The 19,814-nt window shown below is 35.3% G+C and carries 20 protein-coding genes; 3 read left to right on the top strand and 17 right to left on the bottom strand.

All coding sequences use genetic code 11. The features are described from left to right. Nucleotides 1-64 precede the first annotated feature (64 nt). The 9 genes from P2086_RS12810 to P2086_RS12850 all read right to left on the bottom strand — a co-directional run bounded on the left by P2086_RS12810 (nucleotide 65) and on the right by P2086_RS12850 (nucleotide 4,021). The gene (locus tag P2086_RS12810) at nucleotides 65-589 is read right to left on the bottom strand and encodes a hypothetical protein (RefSeq protein WP_317897138.1); all 525 of its coding nucleotides are present in this window, start codon (nucleotides 587-589) and stop codon (nucleotides 65-67) included. After that, nucleotides 590-895 (bottom strand): hypothetical protein, encoded by a 306-nt coding sequence (locus tag P2086_RS12815; RefSeq protein ID WP_317897139.1) that lies wholly within the window; start codon nucleotides 893-895, stop codon nucleotides 590-592. Nucleotides 896-1,051: 156 nt separating this feature from the next. After that, complete coding sequence (locus tag P2086_RS12820; RefSeq protein ID WP_317897140.1) at nucleotides 1,052-1,999, bottom strand: DUF932 domain-containing protein; 948 nt, start codon at nucleotides 1,997-1,999, stop codon at nucleotides 1,052-1,054. 56 nt (nucleotides 2,000-2,055) lie between these two features. Further along, the gene (locus P2086_RS12825; RefSeq protein WP_317897141.1) at nucleotides 2,056-2,346 is read right to left on the bottom strand and encodes a hypothetical protein; all 291 of its coding nucleotides are present in this window, start codon (nucleotides 2,344-2,346) and stop codon (nucleotides 2,056-2,058) included. Between the two features lie 33 nt (nucleotides 2,347-2,379). Next, nucleotides 2,380-2,586 carry a hypothetical protein gene (locus tag P2086_RS12830; RefSeq protein ID WP_317897142.1) on the bottom strand — a complete coding sequence of 69 codons (207 nt, stop codon included), beginning with the start codon at nucleotides 2,584-2,586 and terminating at the stop codon, nucleotides 2,380-2,382. Between the two features lie 33 nt (nucleotides 2,587-2,619). Then, the gene (locus tag P2086_RS12835) at nucleotides 2,620-3,087 is read right to left on the bottom strand and encodes a hypothetical protein (protein ID WP_317897143.1); all 468 of its coding nucleotides are present in this window, start codon (nucleotides 3,085-3,087) and stop codon (nucleotides 2,620-2,622) included. Next, the gene (locus P2086_RS12840; RefSeq protein WP_317897144.1) at nucleotides 3,077-3,325 is read right to left on the bottom strand and encodes a hypothetical protein; all 249 of its coding nucleotides are present in this window, start codon (nucleotides 3,323-3,325) and stop codon (nucleotides 3,077-3,079) included. Before P2086_RS12840 ends, P2086_RS12835 begins: the two co-directional genes overlap by 11 nt. A 13-nt stretch (nucleotides 3,326-3,338) precedes the next feature. After that, entirely contained in the window at nucleotides 3,339-3,680 is a 342-nt protein-coding gene (locus P2086_RS12845; protein ID WP_317897145.1) for a hypothetical protein, read from the bottom strand. A 53-nt stretch (nucleotides 3,681-3,733) separates the two neighbouring features. Further along, nucleotides 3,734-4,021: a hypothetical protein gene (locus tag P2086_RS12850; protein WP_317897146.1), complete on the bottom strand. Its 288-nt coding sequence runs from the start codon at nucleotides 4,019-4,021 to the stop codon at nucleotides 3,734-3,736. Nucleotides 4,022-4,358: 337 nt separating this feature from the next. On the opposite strand from P2086_RS12850, the gene P2086_RS12855 reads away from it, so the two are divergent. Then, nucleotides 4,359-4,922: a DUF2971 domain-containing protein gene (locus P2086_RS12855; protein WP_317897147.1), complete on the top strand. Its 564-nt coding sequence runs from the start codon at nucleotides 4,359-4,361 to the stop codon at nucleotides 4,920-4,922. A gap of 56 nt (nucleotides 4,923-4,978) precedes the next feature. Continuing rightward, nucleotides 4,979-6,616 carry a hypothetical protein gene (locus P2086_RS12860; RefSeq protein ID WP_317897148.1) on the top strand — a complete coding sequence of 546 codons (1,638 nt, stop codon included), beginning with the start codon at nucleotides 4,979-4,981 and terminating at the stop codon, nucleotides 6,614-6,616. 57 nt (nucleotides 6,617-6,673) lie between these two features. On the opposite strand, the gene P2086_RS12865 is transcribed toward P2086_RS12860, so the two are convergent. Continuing rightward, the gene (locus P2086_RS12865) at nucleotides 6,674-6,946 is read right to left on the bottom strand and encodes a hypothetical protein (RefSeq protein ID WP_317897149.1); all 273 of its coding nucleotides are present in this window, start codon (nucleotides 6,944-6,946) and stop codon (nucleotides 6,674-6,676) included. Nucleotides 6,947-7,331: 385 nt separating this feature from the next. Between P2086_RS12865 and P2086_RS12870 the strand changes: the two genes are divergently transcribed. After that, nucleotides 7,332-8,876, top strand: a complete 1,545-nt coding sequence (locus tag P2086_RS12870) for a TM0106 family RecB-like putative nuclease (RefSeq protein ID WP_317897150.1) — start codon at nucleotides 7,332-7,334, stop codon at nucleotides 8,874-8,876. Here P2086_RS12870 and P2086_RS12875 read toward each other — a convergent pair. The 7 genes from P2086_RS12875 to P2086_RS12905 are packed head-to-tail and all read right to left on the bottom strand — an operon-like array spanning nucleotide 8,860 to nucleotide 19,677. Beyond that, nucleotides 8,860-10,005, bottom strand: a complete 1,146-nt coding sequence (locus tag P2086_RS12875; protein WP_317897151.1) for an SIR2 family protein — start codon at nucleotides 10,003-10,005, stop codon at nucleotides 8,860-8,862. The two genes, P2086_RS12870 and P2086_RS12875, sit on opposite strands and share 17 nt — an antisense overlap. A 29-nt stretch (nucleotides 10,006-10,034) precedes the next feature. Further along, nucleotides 10,035-10,751 carry a M48 family metallopeptidase gene (locus P2086_RS12880; protein ID WP_317897152.1) on the bottom strand — a complete coding sequence of 239 codons (717 nt, stop codon included), beginning with the start codon at nucleotides 10,749-10,751 and terminating at the stop codon, nucleotides 10,035-10,037. A 1-nt stretch (nucleotide 10,752) separates the two neighbouring features. Next, a complete protein-coding gene (locus P2086_RS12885; protein WP_317897153.1) occupies nucleotides 10,753-13,830 on the bottom strand; it encodes a type I restriction endonuclease subunit R in 3,078 nt (1,025 codons plus the stop codon). 12 nt (nucleotides 13,831-13,842) lie between these two features. Then, nucleotides 13,843-15,816, bottom strand: a complete 1,974-nt coding sequence (locus P2086_RS12890; RefSeq protein WP_317897154.1) for a DUF262 domain-containing protein — start codon at nucleotides 15,814-15,816, stop codon at nucleotides 13,843-13,845. Between the two features lies 1 nt (nucleotide 15,817). Continuing rightward, entirely contained in the window at nucleotides 15,818-16,996 is a 1,179-nt protein-coding gene (locus P2086_RS12895) for a restriction endonuclease subunit S (protein ID WP_317897155.1), read from the bottom strand. Beyond that, nucleotides 16,987-19,470 (bottom strand): type I restriction-modification system subunit M, encoded by a 2,484-nt coding sequence (locus P2086_RS12900; RefSeq protein ID WP_317897156.1) that lies wholly within the window; start codon nucleotides 19,468-19,470, stop codon nucleotides 16,987-16,989. Before P2086_RS12900 ends, P2086_RS12895 begins: the two co-directional genes overlap by 10 nt. A gap of 3 nt (nucleotides 19,471-19,473) precedes the next feature. Then, entirely contained in the window at nucleotides 19,474-19,677 is a 204-nt protein-coding gene (locus tag P2086_RS12905) for a helix-turn-helix domain-containing protein (RefSeq protein WP_317897157.1), read from the bottom strand. Nucleotides 19,678-19,814 lie beyond the last annotated feature (137 nt).

Here is a 19,814-nt window from a genome sequence, read left to right on the forward strand (position 1 = left end):
ATAGAACCTTAAACCTTCGTTTGTGTTATTATATGAGTTGTAAAAAGACTGCCAAAATTGCCGCTTAGTAACTTTTTGGATAAAAATAGAAGCGATAGCCAATTCCAGAATCAAAAACTCCTTTGAAATAACCAAACTTATTTTTTTTATTCGGGATGCCAATCTCTATCGTTAATTTTTTGCCTTTAATGTCGAAAACCAATTCATCTTCATGAATGTATTTCACTTCTAAAGAAAATTTCTTAATGATCTTTTCGATTGTAGAAAAATGAAATGTCTGATCATACAATCTCATAGCCAAAACTGTTTCACGAACAGTCTTGTAAGAAAAACAGTTCTTAAGACATAGGTCCACAATTGCATAGTTTGTCTGTCGTTGTAATTGTTTTTTGAAAACTTCGTAGACATAGATTGCAATACTTTTGTCGAGCTTTAACCTACGACCATATATTTTTTTTGAATCAGTAACTTCTAATAAATATTTATCTCTAGTTCGGATAAGAGTCAAGAAGTAAGTTCTTCCATGATCATAGGTGAAAGCCACATCTTCCACTATTTTAAACTCAAATTCTTTGTTTTTAATTTCCATTTAGTCAAAATCAAGTTCTACCCATTGCATTTCATTTTGATAAGGATGCTCTGTAACCAAATATCCTAACCTATTTACTAAATGATACCCAGCTGAATAACACATTGAGTTCCCATCACCTTCTAGGATAGTCCACACAAGCTTTGCCGTGTCGGGATTATTCGCTAAGGATAGAATATATTCCAGTTCGGGTCCATAGGTTTCATACATCCAACCGTTAAAGGCTGCATTCTCACCACCAACAATATGATTTTGCTGCGGCTTGTAAACTTCCTCGAACTCTTCTTCTGTAATTCTGTTTTTCATATTGCTTTATTCTATAGGGATGATTTTAAAAAAAGAATATTGAAAACGCTGTAGCTCTAGATAGTTCAATTTGCTCTTTTAATAAACAAAGCATTGATTACTTTACCTATTCATTTGTGATATAATTAGTTGGTAGATGAATATGCTTTTTTAGTATTAAATGTTTATTAGCATATTCAAGGCTTGTGCAACAACCTTGGCGGAAGAGCCATCTACAATGCTTTCGAATTTGGAAGATTGATCTTTATAAGATTTAACGTGATCGAAATAATGGGTGATCCCATTGTAAAATCCAAAACATGTGCCTAAGATATGTTCTTGACCAATTCCAGTGAAGTAGCTTGTCATTACTGAGTCACGGATATTTTTGATACGTGTACTATCCTCTTTTTCAGAAACGAATAATTGGTCGATTAATTTTTTTACTTGAGTATCAGTAATTGTTTTTTTAGCCATGAGATTGAAACACTCATTCATCTCCTTTACATATTGATTTGATATGCCTAAAAATTTGTGTGCTTGCTCAAGATTTGCTTGCACATTAGAGGTATGGCGGATAGAAACTTTGTTACTAGTTCCCTTAAGACAAGCATTTAATGTATTAGAACAAACAACTCGAATTGGCGACAAACAAGCTACAATGGAACCACTACCATCATGAGAAGATGTTAGTACGACATACATTTCTGTTAAATCATCGGTGCCAGCAATTCTGATATATTCAGGCATCTTCGCTGATATAAAAATTCTTTCGCCCTTCCCAAGCGAACCTGAAGTTTCAAAAATTGCTTGGCCAGAACCAACAATCGAATCAAAAAAACCAAAGGCATCTTGGTTCTGAACTACAGTATATCCTTTGCCTACAATTCCAAAAATATCGTTTGTGTCTTTACGCATAGTTGCAAACTTGTCAGCTACTGGTAACATCAGTCCTTCGACATTTGCATTTACAGGCACTTTTGAAACCTCATAATCAAGATTGGCCAATTTTATTGCTTGTTCACTGGTCATTGCATTTTCAACAATGGTTCCCAATCCATGCCACGCCTTTTGTGTCGAAGCAAAGCTTGTTTTTCCATTTCTTGTTTCTAAATTATGTGCCATATTTTTCGTTTGTTTAGTTTTGATCTTATAGGGATGGATTTGAAAAAAGAATATTTCTAAATCAGCAATTTGCACACTGGCATTCCGTCGTTGTCATTTGCATAACGAATAGGAAAACTTATGATAGAAGCATTTATTAGTACTCGCAAAACACCTTCGTTTTCAGAATAGTTTTTTATAATGACTTCATCTGCCCCAAGCGCCTCATCTGGAATATTAACCGTTGCAGTAAGAACAGGTTCTCCATTCTTCGCATTCACCAGCTCTATAGCTATTCTGTCATTTCTATACTTAAGTTTTTTTAAAATGCACTTGTATTGCTTAAATGTGATTTCATGTTTGTTCATGATGTTATAGGGATGGATTTGAAAAAAGAATATTTAACGCACCACTTCCAAATCACTAGGAATAACTGAGCCACGAAGAATAGGATTTGTATCCCATGCCTCCTGGGCTGATTCAAAGCCTAGTCTTTTATGAATGCCGTAAATTTGAGAGTAATACTCAAACTCTTCGAGTGAATCATAATTCTTTCTGAGGCGTGACTGCCATCCCTTAGCTCCACTCTTACATACAATCTTTTTCATAGTTGTATAGGGAAGATTTCAAAAAAAGAATATCTAGTAAAAAGGGTTTGGGTTGAGATTTGGCAAAATCAATTTACAGCTGTCGTTCTCAATAACAACCTTTATTCTGATTAACCTCCTGGTTGCATCAATGTGCGCTCGTGTGTAAATTAATACAAACGTGTCTGCATTACTTGTAATGTTAGATAGCTTACCTAATTCAAAGTCAAACTTCATTTTACTTTTGTAGTAGTTTAAAAGCTGAGTATGACCGAACTTGTGAACGGAACCTGAGGAACTAAATTTTATAAGATCCTCGCACCTACCAAATCTATATAGACTCTGAAGGTAATGACCAAACGAACTACCATTAATTAGCGCAGGATTCAAATATGGTTTTGATTGAAAGTTTTCTTGTTTTGCTATGGGTACCGTATTATTTACAACTGGACTACCACATCGAAAAAGAATTCCGCAATGAAAAAGAAGTAGAAGCCGTTTCACCGTTTTTTTACTTTCCATCCAAATATATTTCCGTGATACAGTCAATAAACTCCCAGTTTACACCAACATTTGCATCATGACTTCTTGCCATCATTAGCATTATTTCTTTGGCTTGTTTTTTGCTAATTTTTGGACGTTCTTGTTCTTCTGCTCTAGTGATAATATCTTCCAGAGCCCACAGCGAGTCAACGAAATACCCTGCTGCTCTTAATATTTGTTTAGATTCTTCGATTTTATTTAGATTGTTTTTAGCCATATTGTTTTCTGTTTTATTCTTCGATTAATATTTGATGAATGTATTTTTTTGCCTCTGGTGAAAGTTGCTCGATAGAAACTTCTTTGCCAAGCCATTCAGAATTTCCTTTTGCTTCCTTCAAATAATGGATTAGTTCCTGCTTTAGGATTTTCTTTTCATTGAAATGATTTCTCCAGCCGTATCCATAAGTTACATTCATTCGGTCTGTAACGTTCCCGCAGAATTGACCAAAACCACAGGGATGAAAGGGGTTCTCATTGAAGCCAACAATATCACCTGATGCAGAAATCACTCCAGTGTATCTATCGACAGTGTTTCCACCATTATCGAAAATTGTAATTTTTTTGTTTGCCATGTTTATATAGGAATGGAATTGAAAAAAGAATATTCACTTAATTTGCATAGTCACTATTTCTTATACAATAGCAATTCTAGTGCGCTCGGTGCGGTCTTTGAAAATCCTAGTTTTGCCAATTCTTTGTTTGGATCTACTCCAACTACTTCCAGAAAATTAGAATAAGTGTACAAAAGTCCTCTAATATTCTCAACGAATCCATCTAATTTGACTCCCATATAGGTGCTACTTATTTCATTGTAAACAAGGTGAAGCCTCACTGTTGAGTGTTTGCTGTAGTGAACCAAATACAGATAATCTTTCCCTCTTTTTATTTCAGAGTAATGTGGTTTAAATGACATGTCTTTATAGGGAGGAAAATGAAAAAAGAATATTGTTATCTTTAGACAACAGCACAATTTTAATGTGCAAAATTTGAACCCCACTTTTATGGAAAATTAGTCAAGTTGTAAATCAAAACTTTAGAAAATGCCTTTTATCAAAAACACTAAAAACCGATTGTACTATTATTGCGAGTTTAAAACCGCTAGAGATCTTATATTACCATCTTTTAGGCTTCTAGTAAATGAGATTATTAGAACCAATGACCCTAGAGAAAACATGAATTTCGTTTTCGAAACAGTTTCAAAAAAAAGTCGACACCTTGAGAATCAGAAACGAATTATCAAGGTGAATAGAATGCTCAAAAGAAATTGTAAAGCGCTGTGTTTTTCGCAAGATTACCGAGGTAAATGGGGTTGTGCTTCTTCTGCTATGTGGGCACACTACGGTGGAAATCATACTGGTGTTTGTTTGGAATTGGATAAAGAAGAATTCGAGAGGGAAAATCCAAATATTGATTGGAAGTATTTTAGAAAAATAAAATATGTAGAATATAAGATACCTCATAGGCAGGTTGGTGAACAAAGAAACCCTTTTGATCACAAGAAGATTGACTTTATTAGGGCTAACAAAATTGGCTTAAAAAACTATGTTCTCAATGAATTCAAGCTTGAGAATTTAAACTATTTCTACTTTACTAAGAATAAAGAATGGCAGTATGAACGAGAAACCAGATTAGTCATTTTCGGTGACCAGAAAAAGAAGGTCTATTGTTGTATAAAGAATAGTTTAAAAAACATACACTTAGGTGTTAAGTTCAACGACAAACACTTGCCCAGTCTTAAAGCGCTGGTAAACGGGGTAAATATTAACAAAATGAAATACGGAGACATTTCGCTTTACAGCGAGGAACTCGCATAAAGTATCTCAATCATAACTAGATTATTATTTATTAACTAAAAGAAAAGATTTTCGATATGCCACTCAGAAAGCTTGCAAATATTCATATTATCGAACCAAACTCAATTTACAAAGATAAATACTGGCCTAAACTAACCGAAATAGTTTGGCAAAAGTATGGTGAACAGCAGGTCGATGATCCATTAGAAGTTCAACCAACTTTAAAAGCATGTTTCGAATTTCTTTGTTCTGCTTTTAGAAATAAGTTAGCAGATATCCCTAACGCATCTTTTTTCGTCTTTGTCCAGGATTTACATGAAGACTCAATAGATTTAATGAAGATGTTGTTGCATGAAAATTATTTTCAGATTAATACCGAAGATTTTGCCGCCAGTAGAAGAATAATGAAGTATATACTTGAACAAGGTTGTACATTGGATCTTGTTGGCCACTCATCATTTTCAGAGGAAATTAGTGAAAATCTTGATTTGTACATTTCGCATCTTGAAGAACTCATTTATATTGGTACATGGGCATTTGCATTGTGTGAATATATCGCTCGAAGCCAAATTTGTAAACTTTCAATCAGTTTAAAGGTCGAGGAAAATGAATTGACTATATACGTTAATGTTCCGTTTAACACTCTTTTTAAATTTGTTGTGGAAGATAATAAACGCCACAACTCTTCAGTGGTATTATCTGATTCGATTCTTGGTCTAAAAAAGGTACTTAATGAGAAAGTTAATTTAAATTACGATCATCTTTATGGTCTAATCTATGAACAAATAAAAGATGACAAGTTTAGATTTTCAGTTTTCAATCTCGATGAGTTAATCGAGAAATTAGAAAGAGACTATACATACAGTAGAGAAGTATTAGATGTATTTTATTCTGGGTTGACAATAAATAGAAATAATGTTATCAGTGTCGAAGAAGGCATTTTAAAAACGCAAGACGCTAGGCGACATATGTATCGCCCTATTTTGGAATATACAATTGACGGCAAAAAGTATTGGATAATTGGTGGAAAAAAATGGGCGGAAAGTTTAGCTCAACTAACAACTAATTGCATACCATTCGGACAATTTCCAGAAGAATGGAAACGGATACCAGATTTATATAGATTTATGAAACATTGTATGGATACACATGATTCACTTTTAGAGAATCCAGCAATTGAAATTATTGAGCAAGTAAATCTAAAGTATGATAGGAATATTAAAAGCTTTAAGAAGAAAAACAATCAGGGTGTAAGCATATTGAAAAAGGATCTGGGAGAAATTGATATTCTCTTTATAGATGAAAATTACGGAAGAATATTTGTTGCTGAATGCAAGCACAATCGAGCCAGATTTGAATTTTACAACTGGAGAAGGGATATTTCGAATTTTGAAGAAAAGTATGAGAGGCAATTATCGAATAAATATAACTGGGTGAAATCAAATAGAGCTCTTGTCCTTGAGCATTTTGAGGTAAAGTATAATTGCTCAATTGATAAGAAGGATAAATTTGTAGTTACTCCACTTTTTATAATAAACGCTCCAACTTTGTATATGTATGACAGTGAGTATTTAGTTTTTACGTTAGCGGATTTCAGATTATACTTGAATCAAAATCACAAAGAGGTTGAATTTGATGGGGAAGTTAAAGGTGTAAAACACACTTTTAGGAAACCTTATTTCAAAAATATTCAAGCACTAATGTCGGCAAAATGAAAATATACAGATAAGTGCACCTTCTTACTCCATGCATTTATTGATATCAAGTAATTACTACAACTTATTTTCATAGAAGTGTTTGTGGATCTGTAAGGCAAACTTTACTTCATAGTAATGTCTATTTTTATAAACTATGTAAGGCACTTCAATCACTTCACAAAGTTTTTTTAATTTACGTGCAATTGTACTGCGTTTCTGCCCCCCGCAAGCGAATTCCAGGAGCGTTGAGAAGTCCACATAATCCTGGCCTTCAATGTGCATTGTTAATAGAGACAAACGTTTTGTTTCTTCGTTAATTTTTATGTTATCTAAATCGTCTTTTCCCATATTGAAATTTGTTTCTTATAAATAGATTCAGAAAAAACTGCTTCAATCATCCATTTTAGCCAAATATCGTTGGTTGTATTTAATAAGGGGCTTGATACACGGTACTCGTAGATCAGTATAATTAAATCGAGGTGAGACATCTCATCTTACTAGTTGTGATCAATTTAGCGACCTAGCGTCGTGAGGACATCAGTACACCATAGTTAATGCCCCTAACTTAGCCGCTTACTTTTGGGGCGCTAATGAAGGGGTCTGATTAGGGGCATTAAATAGACCCCCTAATAACCTTTAAATATTCTTTTTCTAAACCACTCCCTATACATTCAATCGTATAGGAAATTATGCGACTAATTACCGTACTATTTATTTATCTTTAATTATTTCAATGAGAATAACGCCTAGCTTACTCTTTAATTATCTTCAATGTCCACATAAGCCTTGGAGGGATATCTATGGTCCTATCCCCGAAAAAGGAACCGATGACAACCCATTTCTTCAAATGTTATGGGACAGAGGTGTATTTCATGAAAAAGAAATTATTGAAAACTTTGCAGAGGAGATTGAAGACATTAGTCAAGGGACAATTCAAGAGCGTTTAATTCGCACAAAAGTAGCTCTCATTGCCAAAAAGAAATACATCTATCAAGGTGTAATAGAGCATGGTGAATTGTTTGGTATTCCTGACCTTTTGGAATTACAGGATGATGACCAGTATTTTCCTATTGACATAAAATCTGGGAGTGGCCTTGAAGGTGAAGATGACAATGCAGGGACTGAAGGCAAACAAAAAAAACATTATGCTGTTCAACTGTGTGTTTACAGCGATATTTTGATTCGTCTGGGATTCTCTCGTGAACGAAAAGGATTTATTATTGGTGGTGATAAGACAAAAGTGGAATACGATCTTGATGCTTCTATTGGTGTAAAATCACCTCAGAGCTTTTGGTCATTTTATGAAGAGATTAAAAAAACAGTTTTAGAATTGATTCAGGATAATACTCGTAACTCTCCCGCCATGAGCTCTGTATGCAAGATGTGTGCATGGCATGACAGCTGCAAAAAGTATTGCGTAGCGAATGACGACATGACACAACTTTTTTATGTTGGACGAAAAGTGCGTGACATCTTAAATGATGAATTAGATGTTGCAACTGTGACTGGTCTAGTGAATTTGGATTTGCCAGTAATACTTGAAAGGAAGAAAAATGAAAAGCAGTTCTTAAAAGGTGTTGGTGAGAAGACATTAACTACAGCTGTGCGAAGAGCTAAGATTTTTAAAGACAAAGCTCTCCCTGTCTTGTATGAAAAACTCTATTTACCAGAGGTGAAATTCGAAATACACTTCGATATCGAAGACGATCCGTTGCAGGAAGGATTTACTTACTTACACGGTCTTTATATTCGTACACCAGAAGGTGAAGAGTTCAAATCTTTTGTAGCCAAAGAATTTTCAGCTGAAGCTGAGCGAACTGCATGGAAAGGCTTTTGGGATTACATCCAAACTCTCCCTGAGAATGATTTCGCCATTTACTATTATTCGCAACATGAAAAAACGATGTACAAAAAGCTTCAGCAGAAATATCCAGAGGTGATTTCAGTTGAAAATCTGGAGGCATTTTTTAATAACCCAAATGTTATTGATTTGTATCACATAGTATCGAAATATACTGACTGGCCTCTGGGCTCATATAGCATTAAGGCTCTTGCAAAGTATTTAGGATTTAAATGGGAAGATGCAGATGGAAACGGTGCAACCAGCATTCAATGGTATAATGAGTATTTAACTAGTGGCGACGAATCAATACTTCAAAAGATTCTCACTTACAATAAAAACGATTGCCAAGCGACAATGGTACTTAGAAATAAACTAACTGAATTGAATTTGAGATTTGGGTGCCCACTATTGGTGAGTCTCACTTTTTCTTCTTAGGCTTTTTTACTGCACCTATTACATCATGTATTAAATTAACCCCCCGAAATTCAAAACAAGTTTCAGGTATTTCTTTTAAAAGCTTTAAAGATTTTTTGACAAGCAACTTGAAATTTTTCTGTGATAATTCATCCGTTTTAAAGTCAACAATAAGCAAGCCGTTTTGATAATCTACAACAGCTGATATCCATCTCTTAATTAAATCGTTTATATGCTCATCTCTAAAACTATATCCAACAATATAGAATTTCGTGAACTTGGCATATGTTGAAATATCTTTAAGATTTCGATAATAGAACTCGAATGGATACTCAGTAACCTTAAGTGATTTGCCACCACCAGTAATTATCGCTGGGTACAAGGTCCACTTTTCATCCTCAATTTTTTTATAAATACCATTTGTAAGAATGTCGTCATTTTTGAATTTAATGGTTTTGTTTCGTGAATGGTCATAGAATAAAGATAGCGATCCGTGTAAATGATGCAGCTCAACTTTCTCTTTATTGTAATCTTCTCCAAACTTTTCATCATTCATTGCTGGGTCAAAATCATATTTAGAAATATCAGATCCCTTAAAATGTCCAGAAGGCGAACAAAAATCAGTTATTCTCTCTGTGCCAATTTCTTCCAATAATATTGCTTCAGCTAACAAATCGTAATTTAAAGTGAAAATGAATCCCTTTTCACATTCATTTAATTGCGATTTCAAAAATGTAGTGAAGCCATTAAGTTTCTCAGCTATACCAGCCTTTGTTACATTCCCTTGTATTAGAGAAAGTATTTGAAAAATGTACTTGTCGTAAAGCGATTTTATAACCTCTTCATGCTGTTTGAGATTTGGATTAGTTAGGTGAAATTTATTTAAAAAGAATACACCTGTTTCACTTTCAATAAAAGTTCTGTATTTAACTAAGCTACTATATGCTGCTTCTAATTGGGCAAAGTTTGATTCGAAATCTTCGAAATTTAAATTCTCTTTTCCACAGAGTTCATGAAAAAAAGCTCTTTCATCTCCTTGTAAACCTTTTATGAATTTTTCTGTAATATTCCTTAACGCAAATTCATGAGAAAGGGCTATAGATAAGCCGTTTCCAAAAAGAAAAAGTGGTCTGGATACAATTTCTGACATATAAAAACTTTAACAAATACAACTCGCCATCAATACCCCCATTCCCCATGCGAAACAGGCATCTTATTTAATTCCTCACGATACACTTTCCAATTTGGCAGATAGTTATTCATATGAAAATGGAATCTATCATTATGATTTCTTTCTAAAAGATGTACCATTTCATGAACCACAATATACTCCAGGCAGTTCAACGGTTTTTTGGCTAACTCAAGATTTACCCAAATACGTTTCTGTTCAATGTTGCAAGTTCCCCATTTGGTTTTCATTTGCTTTACGCCCCAATCTGAAACTGTCACACCCATAATCTTTTCCCATTTGTTAATGAGCCCTGGTATTTGACTCTTTAATTGTTTGCGATACCATTCATTCAAAATATTTTGACTTTGTTCAACACTTGTTTTTGGCCTAACAAAAAGGTCAATGTGTGTTTTGGTTTTAATGATGACTTTTGGCGGAGCATCGTGTTCCTTAACTCTCAATAAATATCTTTTACCTTCAAACCAGTGACTTTCTCTTTCCGCAAATGCTCGTGGCGATTGTCTTTCTTGTTTCTCAAATTTACGCTGGTTCTTTTTTATCCAACTTAATTTTGATATGGCAAATAGTCGTACAGCTTCGTCATCTATGTTTAAAGGCACTGCAATGCGTACCCTTCCTGTTGGAGGATAAACTGAAAGGTGCATATTTTTTATGCTTTTTCGCACCACATCAATTGAGAAGTCGCTGATTTCGATTTGCTGCATCTTAATATTCCTTTTGATTTGAAATTAAATCAAATATTTTGCTGATAATGGCTTTATCCGTTATGCCGTATTTTTCTAAAACTTCTTTAATTGCCAATTCAACTTTTCTTCGCTTAATGTGTGTACTTCTCCAATCATCATCCTTGATATAGCGTACTTGTTCATCCATTGCAATGGACAATTCTTCGTCCTCCCCTAAGTTGTCATACAAGGCTTGTTTGGGTTTGGTGTCAATATCTTTTGGATAAGACTTCATTGTATTAGGCTGAATGTCTTTGGCTAATTCCTCATATTTTTTGAGTAGTTCTTCGTAAGTTATTGCACCTTCTTTTCTCAATCGGATTAACTCCAAAAGCAATACGCTCATTTTTTCATAATAGGCAGGATTAACAGGCATTTCCTGAATAATCGTTTTCCGCATATTATTTTCAATTGTTTCACTCATTGCCGCTCTGTTTCCTTTGATGCTACCAGGCAATTTATCAGTGGCTTCTTCAATTCCATTTTCAACAATAAGTTGAAGCAATGTTGCTTCACCCAAATTGGAAAGCACACGGCTAGGGTCGGCAGTAAGATACATATCCAACATCTGACGCATATCGGGTTCATATTTCTTTAAGTCGATATAGTCAGAACTGTAATGCTTGATGCTGTTTCTCAATTCAGCATAGTAATTTACTTTCTCTTTTATTTTGTCGGCTTCAGCTTGTGTATAACCTGCGTCAATTATTTCAGCAGCTATGTTGTTGTAAGCTCTGATTAACGCCACCACCAATTTGTATAAAGTGAATCGCTTTTCTTCGTTGTCTTTCAGGTCGTCTTTGTTTGTTGGGTCGCCACAGAAATAATGATAAAACTTTTCGATTTGTTTAGGTGCTGGAATGTCTAAACACAATTGATGCAATGCTTCAATGGCATCTTCTAAGCGTTCTTTTGCTTTTACCAATCTGTCAGTCAGCAATCCTTTTACATCTTCGGCATCAAAAGCATCAAAGGCATCTGAAGTATAATCAGTAATTGATTTATTGAGATTGTCTAACAGGTTTTTATAGTCAATAATATACCCAAATTCTTTGTAATAAGGGTCATTTTCTTCTTCTTTTCCTAATCTGTTAGTGCGGCAAATGGCTTGAAACAATCCGTGGTCTTGCATTTGCTTATCTATGTACAAATAGGTGCAATGGATAGCATCAAAACCAGTCAGTAATTTTTCAACTACAATAAGCAGTTGCATATTTGCAGGCTCCTCTTTGAATTTCTTTTTGGCAAATTTTTCAAAACTCTCTGCATCAGTATAACCATAGTCTTTGAGCATCTTTTGGTAAATTTCAAACTGCTCTTTTTTCTCAGTTTCTCCGTTGCCTGTTTCTTCTATTTTTATGGTGTTTTCGTTCGGTTCAAAACTGGTTATGATACCGCATTTCTTTAACCCAAAGTTTTGAAATATCTCGTAATAGCGACAAGCCTCATAAATACTTCTTGCCACAAGTATTGCATTTCCTCTGCCGTCTTTTAGTCGTGGTTTGGTAATGAAGTCTTTTTTGATGTCGAACACTATTTTCTCCAATCGGCTTTTAGTGCTCAAAACCTTTTGCATTGTTCCCCATTTCTGTTTAAGTTCTGCTTTAGGTAGGTCATTCATTCCCTGTGTTACAATTTCAAACCAATCGTCAATTCCTTTTTGGTCCAAAACGTGTTGGTCCACATCACGGGCTTCGTAAAGCAAATCCAATACAACTCCGTCTTTTACTGCTTCATCAAATTTGTAGGTGTGAATGTACCTACCGAAAACTTCCAAACTTTTCTTTTTATCCTTTTTAAGTAATGGAGTTCCTGTGAAACCAATAAAAATTGAACTTTCAGGCAAGATGCTTTTCATAGCCTTGTGCAAATCGCCACTTTGAGTTCGGTGACATTCATCTATAAAAACCACAAATTCGCCTTTAGGCTGAAAGTCTTTGGATTGTTTTAAGGCGGTTACAAATTCATCAGCTACATTTTCTTCTTTGCCTCCAAACTTGTGTACTAAACTACACACTAATCTGGGTGAAGTGTTATTCAAGACCGAAACCAAATCGGCTCCACTTTTGGTTCGCTTAATTGTTTCACCAACACCTAAAAACACACCTTCAATTTGCTCGTCCAATTCGGTTCTGTCTGTTACAATGAGTAAACGGGCTTTAGAATTGTTTTCCAGAATCCATTTGGCTAACCATACCATTGTCAAACTCTTACCGCTTCCCTGAGTATGCCAAATGATCCCACCTTCTTTTTTAGCAAGATATTTCTGAGCTTCCTTGATGCCGAAATACTGATTGGGGCGACAGAGTTTTTTTGTACCAAAATCAAATATTAAAAAATTGTGAATGATTTCTAGTAAGCGTTCTTTGCTGCAAAATTGAATGATGTGTTTATCCAAAACTATTTCATCTGGTCTGTAAACGTCGTTGTCTTCTTTCCATTTCAGAAAATATTTTTCCTCTGTTTTGGTTGTGCCGTAATACAAGCCATTGCTATCGTTCCCTGCCATTACGAATTGAATGGTGGTGAAAAATGGCTTGTTGAATAAATGCAATTGGTTACTGATGTTTTGGCGAATACCTTCACTAGCAGAAACGCTGGCTTTTTTTAGTTCTAAAACACCAATAGCAATGCCGTTGATATAAAGTACAATGTCAGGCCTACGTTCTTTTGCTCCTTTGATGGTTACTTCTTCAGCAATGGCGAAATGGTTGTTATGTGGATTCTCCCAATCAATAAAATCAACATGTTCGGGGCGTTTAATGGCTTCAACCTTTTTTGAGGTGCCGAAACGAAGCATAGAATACACTTCTTTATTGGCGGTGTAAAGGTCATCATTGGTATTGATGTTGGCTTCTTTCTTTAGAGCAAAGGTGGCTTTGGTAATAAGCTCATCGCTGTATTTTGTTTGCAGAAATTTACGCAACTCAGCTTCTTCAATATTGCTGTTGCCTTCTCGTTCTTCCCAATTACCCAAATAGGTGTACTGCAATTGTTCCTGAAACAACCGCAAAATGCGGTTTTGGGTGGCTCGTTCTATTTGTCCGACTTTGCTCATATTATCTGTAGTTTAAAAACCCCATATTTGTTTCAGCATCTCAAATGTTTCCTTTTGTCGAGTTTCCAACATTTCCAACGGAAAGACTCCGTCTTGATTCGGTTCAATCTTAGTGAAATTTATATGACTTGGGAGATGCTTTCTATCAATTGAATCAATATGACCTACCAAAAGTTCGTTCCAAATTAAATTACTTGTTTTGTAGTCCTCTACTTTTAAAGAATAATAGTCATTATTGCTGCTAATGTTTTGTTTGTCCTTCAACAACAGCAACATGCCCAGTTTATTTCTAACTGTATTGAATTTCGATTCATCAAAGAAACCATCCTTATCTGTGAAGAGTTTTTTGTTTCGATCATTATTCGCATAGATATGCTCTAGATGCATACCATACACTTTTTTATTATTCTTGTTAAACCGTTCTTCAAGATCAGTTAATGCATCTTTACAATACGACGGCTTATCTAGTTTCTCTCCCAAGAATTTGTCTATTCTCATTAATGTATACTTGGTAAAATTGAGCCACCTATTGTGTATATTTTGAAATAATTCAGGTTTATACAAATCTCCGATAGTTGTGTATGCACCTTTTGTAATAATCTCTTCTTCTTCGAGATGTGCAATCAAGACATCATCAAATGCCTTGGCAATCTCATTCAAAGATTTATTTCGAACCTTAGGCATTAACTTGTATACAAAATCCTGAAAACTATTACTATCGTAGAGATCTAGCAAACGTACTGTTGAATGCATTTGATCAAACTTTTTAGCAACTAAATTGATCTTTTCATTTGCCTGTTTGTCATTTAATTCAATTGCAGAAATAATTAATAAATACTGTTGGTTTTGATCAAGTAATTTATTGAATACTAGATATTCATTCTCATATGTTGTCCGAATCTTTAAATGCAGTTCAGCAAAGTATCTAAAGTCGTTGACGACCCAATTATATAGCTTTTTGGTGTCTTCAAAACGATTAAAAAAGCTCAGAATTGTTTGATTTTGGTAAATTTCATAGTGGTACTTATCTTCAAATTTCTTATAGTCATTTTCAGTTTCAGCGAATTTGGCTCTTAAGTATATTTTAAAAAAAGTGTCTAAATCAATTTCATTTTCGGTACTATTTTTAATGATGCTGTTGTAATATTTGTTCTGGAGTTCTACCCAAATTTCGTTAGCCTTTTCTTTCTCTTCATTGTATAGATTGCCGAGAAACTTTCCTTTTAGAATCTCATAAGGTTTTAATCCTAAACCACGGTCATTCACAACTTCAAAGATGGTGGCAACATTCTCCTGCTGTTCAATATGAATTTCTACAATATTGAGTTTTTCTAAGATGTAATAGATATAGTAAGTAAGTTTTTTTACGTCAATAGTCAAGCCAGATTCCTCAGATTTAAAGAGACTATTAAAGTATGTGGATATGATAACATAGTTTTCCAAAATCTTTTTCTGCGTTTCGTCTTTGGCTTCATACTCAGTAATATTACCTAAGATATAATCAAACGCTCCTTGACGATTTGGATTATAAATTTTGTAGTATTCAGGCTTTGAAAAATCATCAGCTTCGAAAATTAGCTTTTCAAGTGTGCTAACGCTCACTGTCTTTACAGTATAGCTAGCGTTTTCATGGACTTCCGAAACTATACGTCGTAATGCAATCAGCATTATTAAAAATGTAGTTAACCGTTGTTGACCATCCACAATAGAAATAAATGTTGTGGTTTTGCAGGTTAGGTAAGTATTAAGAAAGTACGGCTTATAATTTTCAAGTACATCCTTTTTAATATTCTTGGGATCACTTACATTACGTTGACTCAAGTTGAATCTTAACTCGATATCTCTTAGCAAGGTTTCTACCTGACTCTTTTGCCACTTATAATCCCTTTGGTAGATGTCAATGTAATAACGCTCCTTTTCAGAAAAAACTCTGTTTATCGTAAGGGCATTTGGTGTGATCAAACTTTGTACAATTTCTCCAGCCATATTATTTTAATCTTATTTTCCCTGTTAATAAATTCTGCAACATCCCTAATTTTACCTTTCTGTATTTCTCCAATTTGTTTTCTATGGCATTTATGTCAGCATCCATATCAGTCAAGCAATTGGCAACTTTTAGTTTTTCATGGAGTGAATCGTGAATTTTAATATTGAAATTATTCAAACTTGATTTTTGAATATTGGGCAAGCCTGAACCAACTCGTAATTCCATTACCTGCGTTTGACGAAACTTTAAGTATTGATACAGGTATGCTTTAGGAAATTTAGTATCTATCAAGTCAACAGCATAACAGTGACCTCCCAGCCAAAATCTGTTTGTAGAATAGTTTACAAATCCGCAAGAATTTCCACCTTCACTTATTGTAATCGTATCTTTTTCCGTGTTCCATTTATCAGTGTAACCTGATGGTTCAATACCACCATTTAGTGCAGGGTAAGTTCCTTTGTCTGACATATCGGATTTGTTCAATTGTTCTCCTTTCCTAATAACAACAATTGTATCTAATCTTATTTCTTGAAGCTTACCTGTAGAAAACAGTTTTTGCATTACCCCTTGCTTGATGTTGCGTTTTTTGGCAATCAGTTTTTCTAAACTGTTTATCAAGTCATCGGCATCGGATAGGGCGTTGGCTATGGCGGCTTGTTCGTCAATGGTTGGTGGAAGTGGAACTTTAATGTTGCCAATCAATCCAGTGTTTAAGTTTGGTTGTCCATTTCCAGTTGCTACAACTTCCCTTAAATATTTGATTTGAGTATTGATAAAATAGACCAAATACTGTTTGTTAGTTTCTTTGTCAAAGTCTAACAATGCTGCAATTCCGTCATTCGCACAACACTTTATTGCTAATAGCTTTGGTACACCTAAGGTCGCACCGCTGTTTGCAATTATCAGAGTTCCTTTTTCAAGTATTCTGCTGTGTAAAGAACCTTCCTCTGTTAAACAGCTTTCTGTTTCTAAAACATACATTTGAGATAACGGGATATTGGTCAAGGCTGCAACTGTTAGCCAAGGAATATAATTTCCATTAAAATATCTTGGGTCACCTGCTGGTCTGGGTGAGCCTCCTCTAACAGGATTGGAGATTTGCGAAATTGTTTTCACCTGCCAATCGCTCGGAATCAAACCCACTTCGGTTTGTTTATATTTTTCTGCTACTAACTCCATACAAATCCCATTTTTTGAAGGTGAGCAGATACTTTGTCTTCCAATTCGACAGCATCGGTGGTTTGTTTGGGCAATGGTGTTTCGTAGCGTTCTGTCAATTCTTTTATACGTTGGGTAAGGCGTTGGCTGATGCGTTCCATTTCGGTCTTTACACTGCGTTCAATACTTGCCATCCATTTATCATCCACAACCAACTGCTTTATTTCGGTATCGGTGAGTGTTTTGTAGCGTGCCAATGTAAGTTTATCCAACTCAGCTTCTACTTCTTTTATCTTTTTGTTGAGTTCGGTTTGCTTTTCGGTTAGGTCAAGGTATTGCTCCAAAACCGCTTGCTCTCCATAAGAAGTTTCTGCTTCGGCAGCCAAAGGCAAGTCCTGTTTTTTAGCTTTTGGTTTTGTAGCCACAAGTTCTTTCAATCGCTTTTGCACATTGGCTTTGTTTACCTTGTCATAATCAGAGAAATAGCCTTCCTCTCCACTGTGTTCTTCTTCCAGTTCCTGAGTAGTGGCGGCTAAGGTTTCTCTTTCGGCTTCCAGTTTCTCAATGGCTTTTTTCTCGGCTAGAAAGTAGCGGTTAATCACCAAGCTTTTAGGAACCAAATCGCAATCCCAACCTTTGTCAGTTTCTTTTCCTGCTTTGTTTTTTGTCAAAATGCGGTAAGGTTCTGCCTTCCAGCCGTCCACAGCAATCAAATAACAATCATCTTGCATTACTTCATTCCAATAATTCATTAAATGCTGGTAAACATCGTACTTATCCATCAGGGCTTTGCCTGTGTAGGTTTGTAAGATATCTTCCGAAATACTATGACTAGTCTGCTTGGGTTTTACACCGATGGCTAAGGCTTTTAAGAAAGTAGTGTTGCGTTTTTTCCAGTTGGTAAACAAATCGTCCATTTCCTTACTGAAGGTTACAAATTCGGGATGCGAAAATATTTCATTTTTTAGCTGCGAATGCTCAATGGTCAATAGTGAGTACCCTTTTCGCCCATCTTTAAACAATTGTTTGCGAAGCGAAGGATATACTTTCCAGTAGTCCTGCAAAGCATCAATATCTGCATTTGGAATACCACCTAACAAGTGTGCTTCAATGTCTTGTATGTCTTCTATTTCCTGACTGTCGATGTAGCGGGGAATGTTGAGGTTAAAATCATTTTTCTGATCGCTTATTTCTTTGTAAGAAACAAAACGACTGAACTTAGGCACTTCAATTTGTTTGTTGAAAATGTCTGTTATTTTATGAATGTCCTGTTCACGTAAACGGTTTTTGTTTCCGTCTTTAATGAAGCCTTTGCTGGCATCTACCATAAAAATACCTCTTTCATCTTCCGAAAGGTCTTTGGTCGCTTCGGCATTTTCCATATCAATCACAATCACACATGCAGGTATGCCTGTTCCGTAAAACAAATTTGCTGGTAACCCAATAATACCTTTGATGTAGCCTTTTTCGATGAGGCTTTTACGTATTTCGCTTTCTACATTGCCACGAAACAAAACTCCATGTGGCAAAATGCAAGCACCTTTACCTTTGCTTTTTAGTGATTTAATGATATGCAACAAAAAGGCATAATCGCCATTTTTAGCAGGAGGGATTTTACCAGATTCAAAACGGTTGTATAAATCATTCGTAGGATCAAATCCATCCATCCAGTTCTTTGATGAGAAAGGGGGATTGGCAACCACAAAATCAAAAGTTTTTAATTTACCAGTTGCTTTATCCGTATGCAGTGGAACCGACATGGTGCTTTGACCTTTTTCAATTACAGCTTCAGGGTTGTTGTGCAAAATCATATTCATGCGTGCTAAGGCAGCATTAGAGGTCTCTTTTTCTTGCCCATATAAGTTCACTTTCGATTCAGCTTCTTCAGCTACTTTCAGTAACAAAGAGCCTGACCCGCATGTTGGATCGTATACAGTTTGTTTATCCTTGGTTACTTTCGTTACCCCAATAACCTTCGCCAAAACTCGGCTTACTTCGGCAGGTGTATAAAATTCGCCCTTACTCTTGCCGCTTTCCGAAGCAAAGTGCCGCATCAAGTATTCGTAAGCATCACCCAAAATATCATCACCTTCAGCACGATTTTTACTAAAATCAAGAGAAGGGTTTTCGAAAATGGCAATGAGATCGGTAAGCTTGTCAACCATTTCTTTTCCTTTGCCTAATTTCTCATCGTCCTGAAAACTTATGTTGTCGATTACTTTTTCTAGATCATTTTCCTTCGCTAAAGCACTTATGGCAATATCCATTTTTTCGCCTATATCCTTCTGCCCCTTTAGGGCTTGGAGGTCACTAAAACCACCACCCTTTGGAATTTTAATTAGCCCATTGGGGTCATTGGCGTACTTGTCACTCACATACTTTACAAACAGCAACACCAACACATAATCTTTGTATTGACTTGGTTCCATTGAGCCCCTTAACTTGTCGCAACTTGCCCAAAGGGAAGAGTATAATTCTGATTTTTTAATTGCCATTTTTTAGTTCTGTCTTTTTTTATTTGAAACCAATAATTCTTTCACATCCACATTTAGCAAATCGGCAATGGCATATAAAATTTCCAACGAGGGTTGCCTCCTATTTTGAACGTAGGCGTTCACCATGTTGTAACTTTTGCCTAGCTCGCTACTCAACCATGTTTGCGTGAGACCTTTTTTTTGCAGTATTAATTTGATATTGTTCATTGGGCTACATGTGGGACATAAATGTAACATTTTATATCAAAATGTGAGATATTAAATCAAACCAGGAAGGGAATAAACTAGGAAAATTGAATACTAAGATTTCCGCACGTTTTAAAATTATATAAAACGGCTCTAGC

It is taken from the genome of Aurantibacillus circumpalustris, from assembly GCF_029625215.1.
Lineage (GTDB): Bacteria > Bacteroidota > Bacteroidia > B-17B0 > Aurantibacillaceae > Aurantibacillus > Aurantibacillus circumpalustris.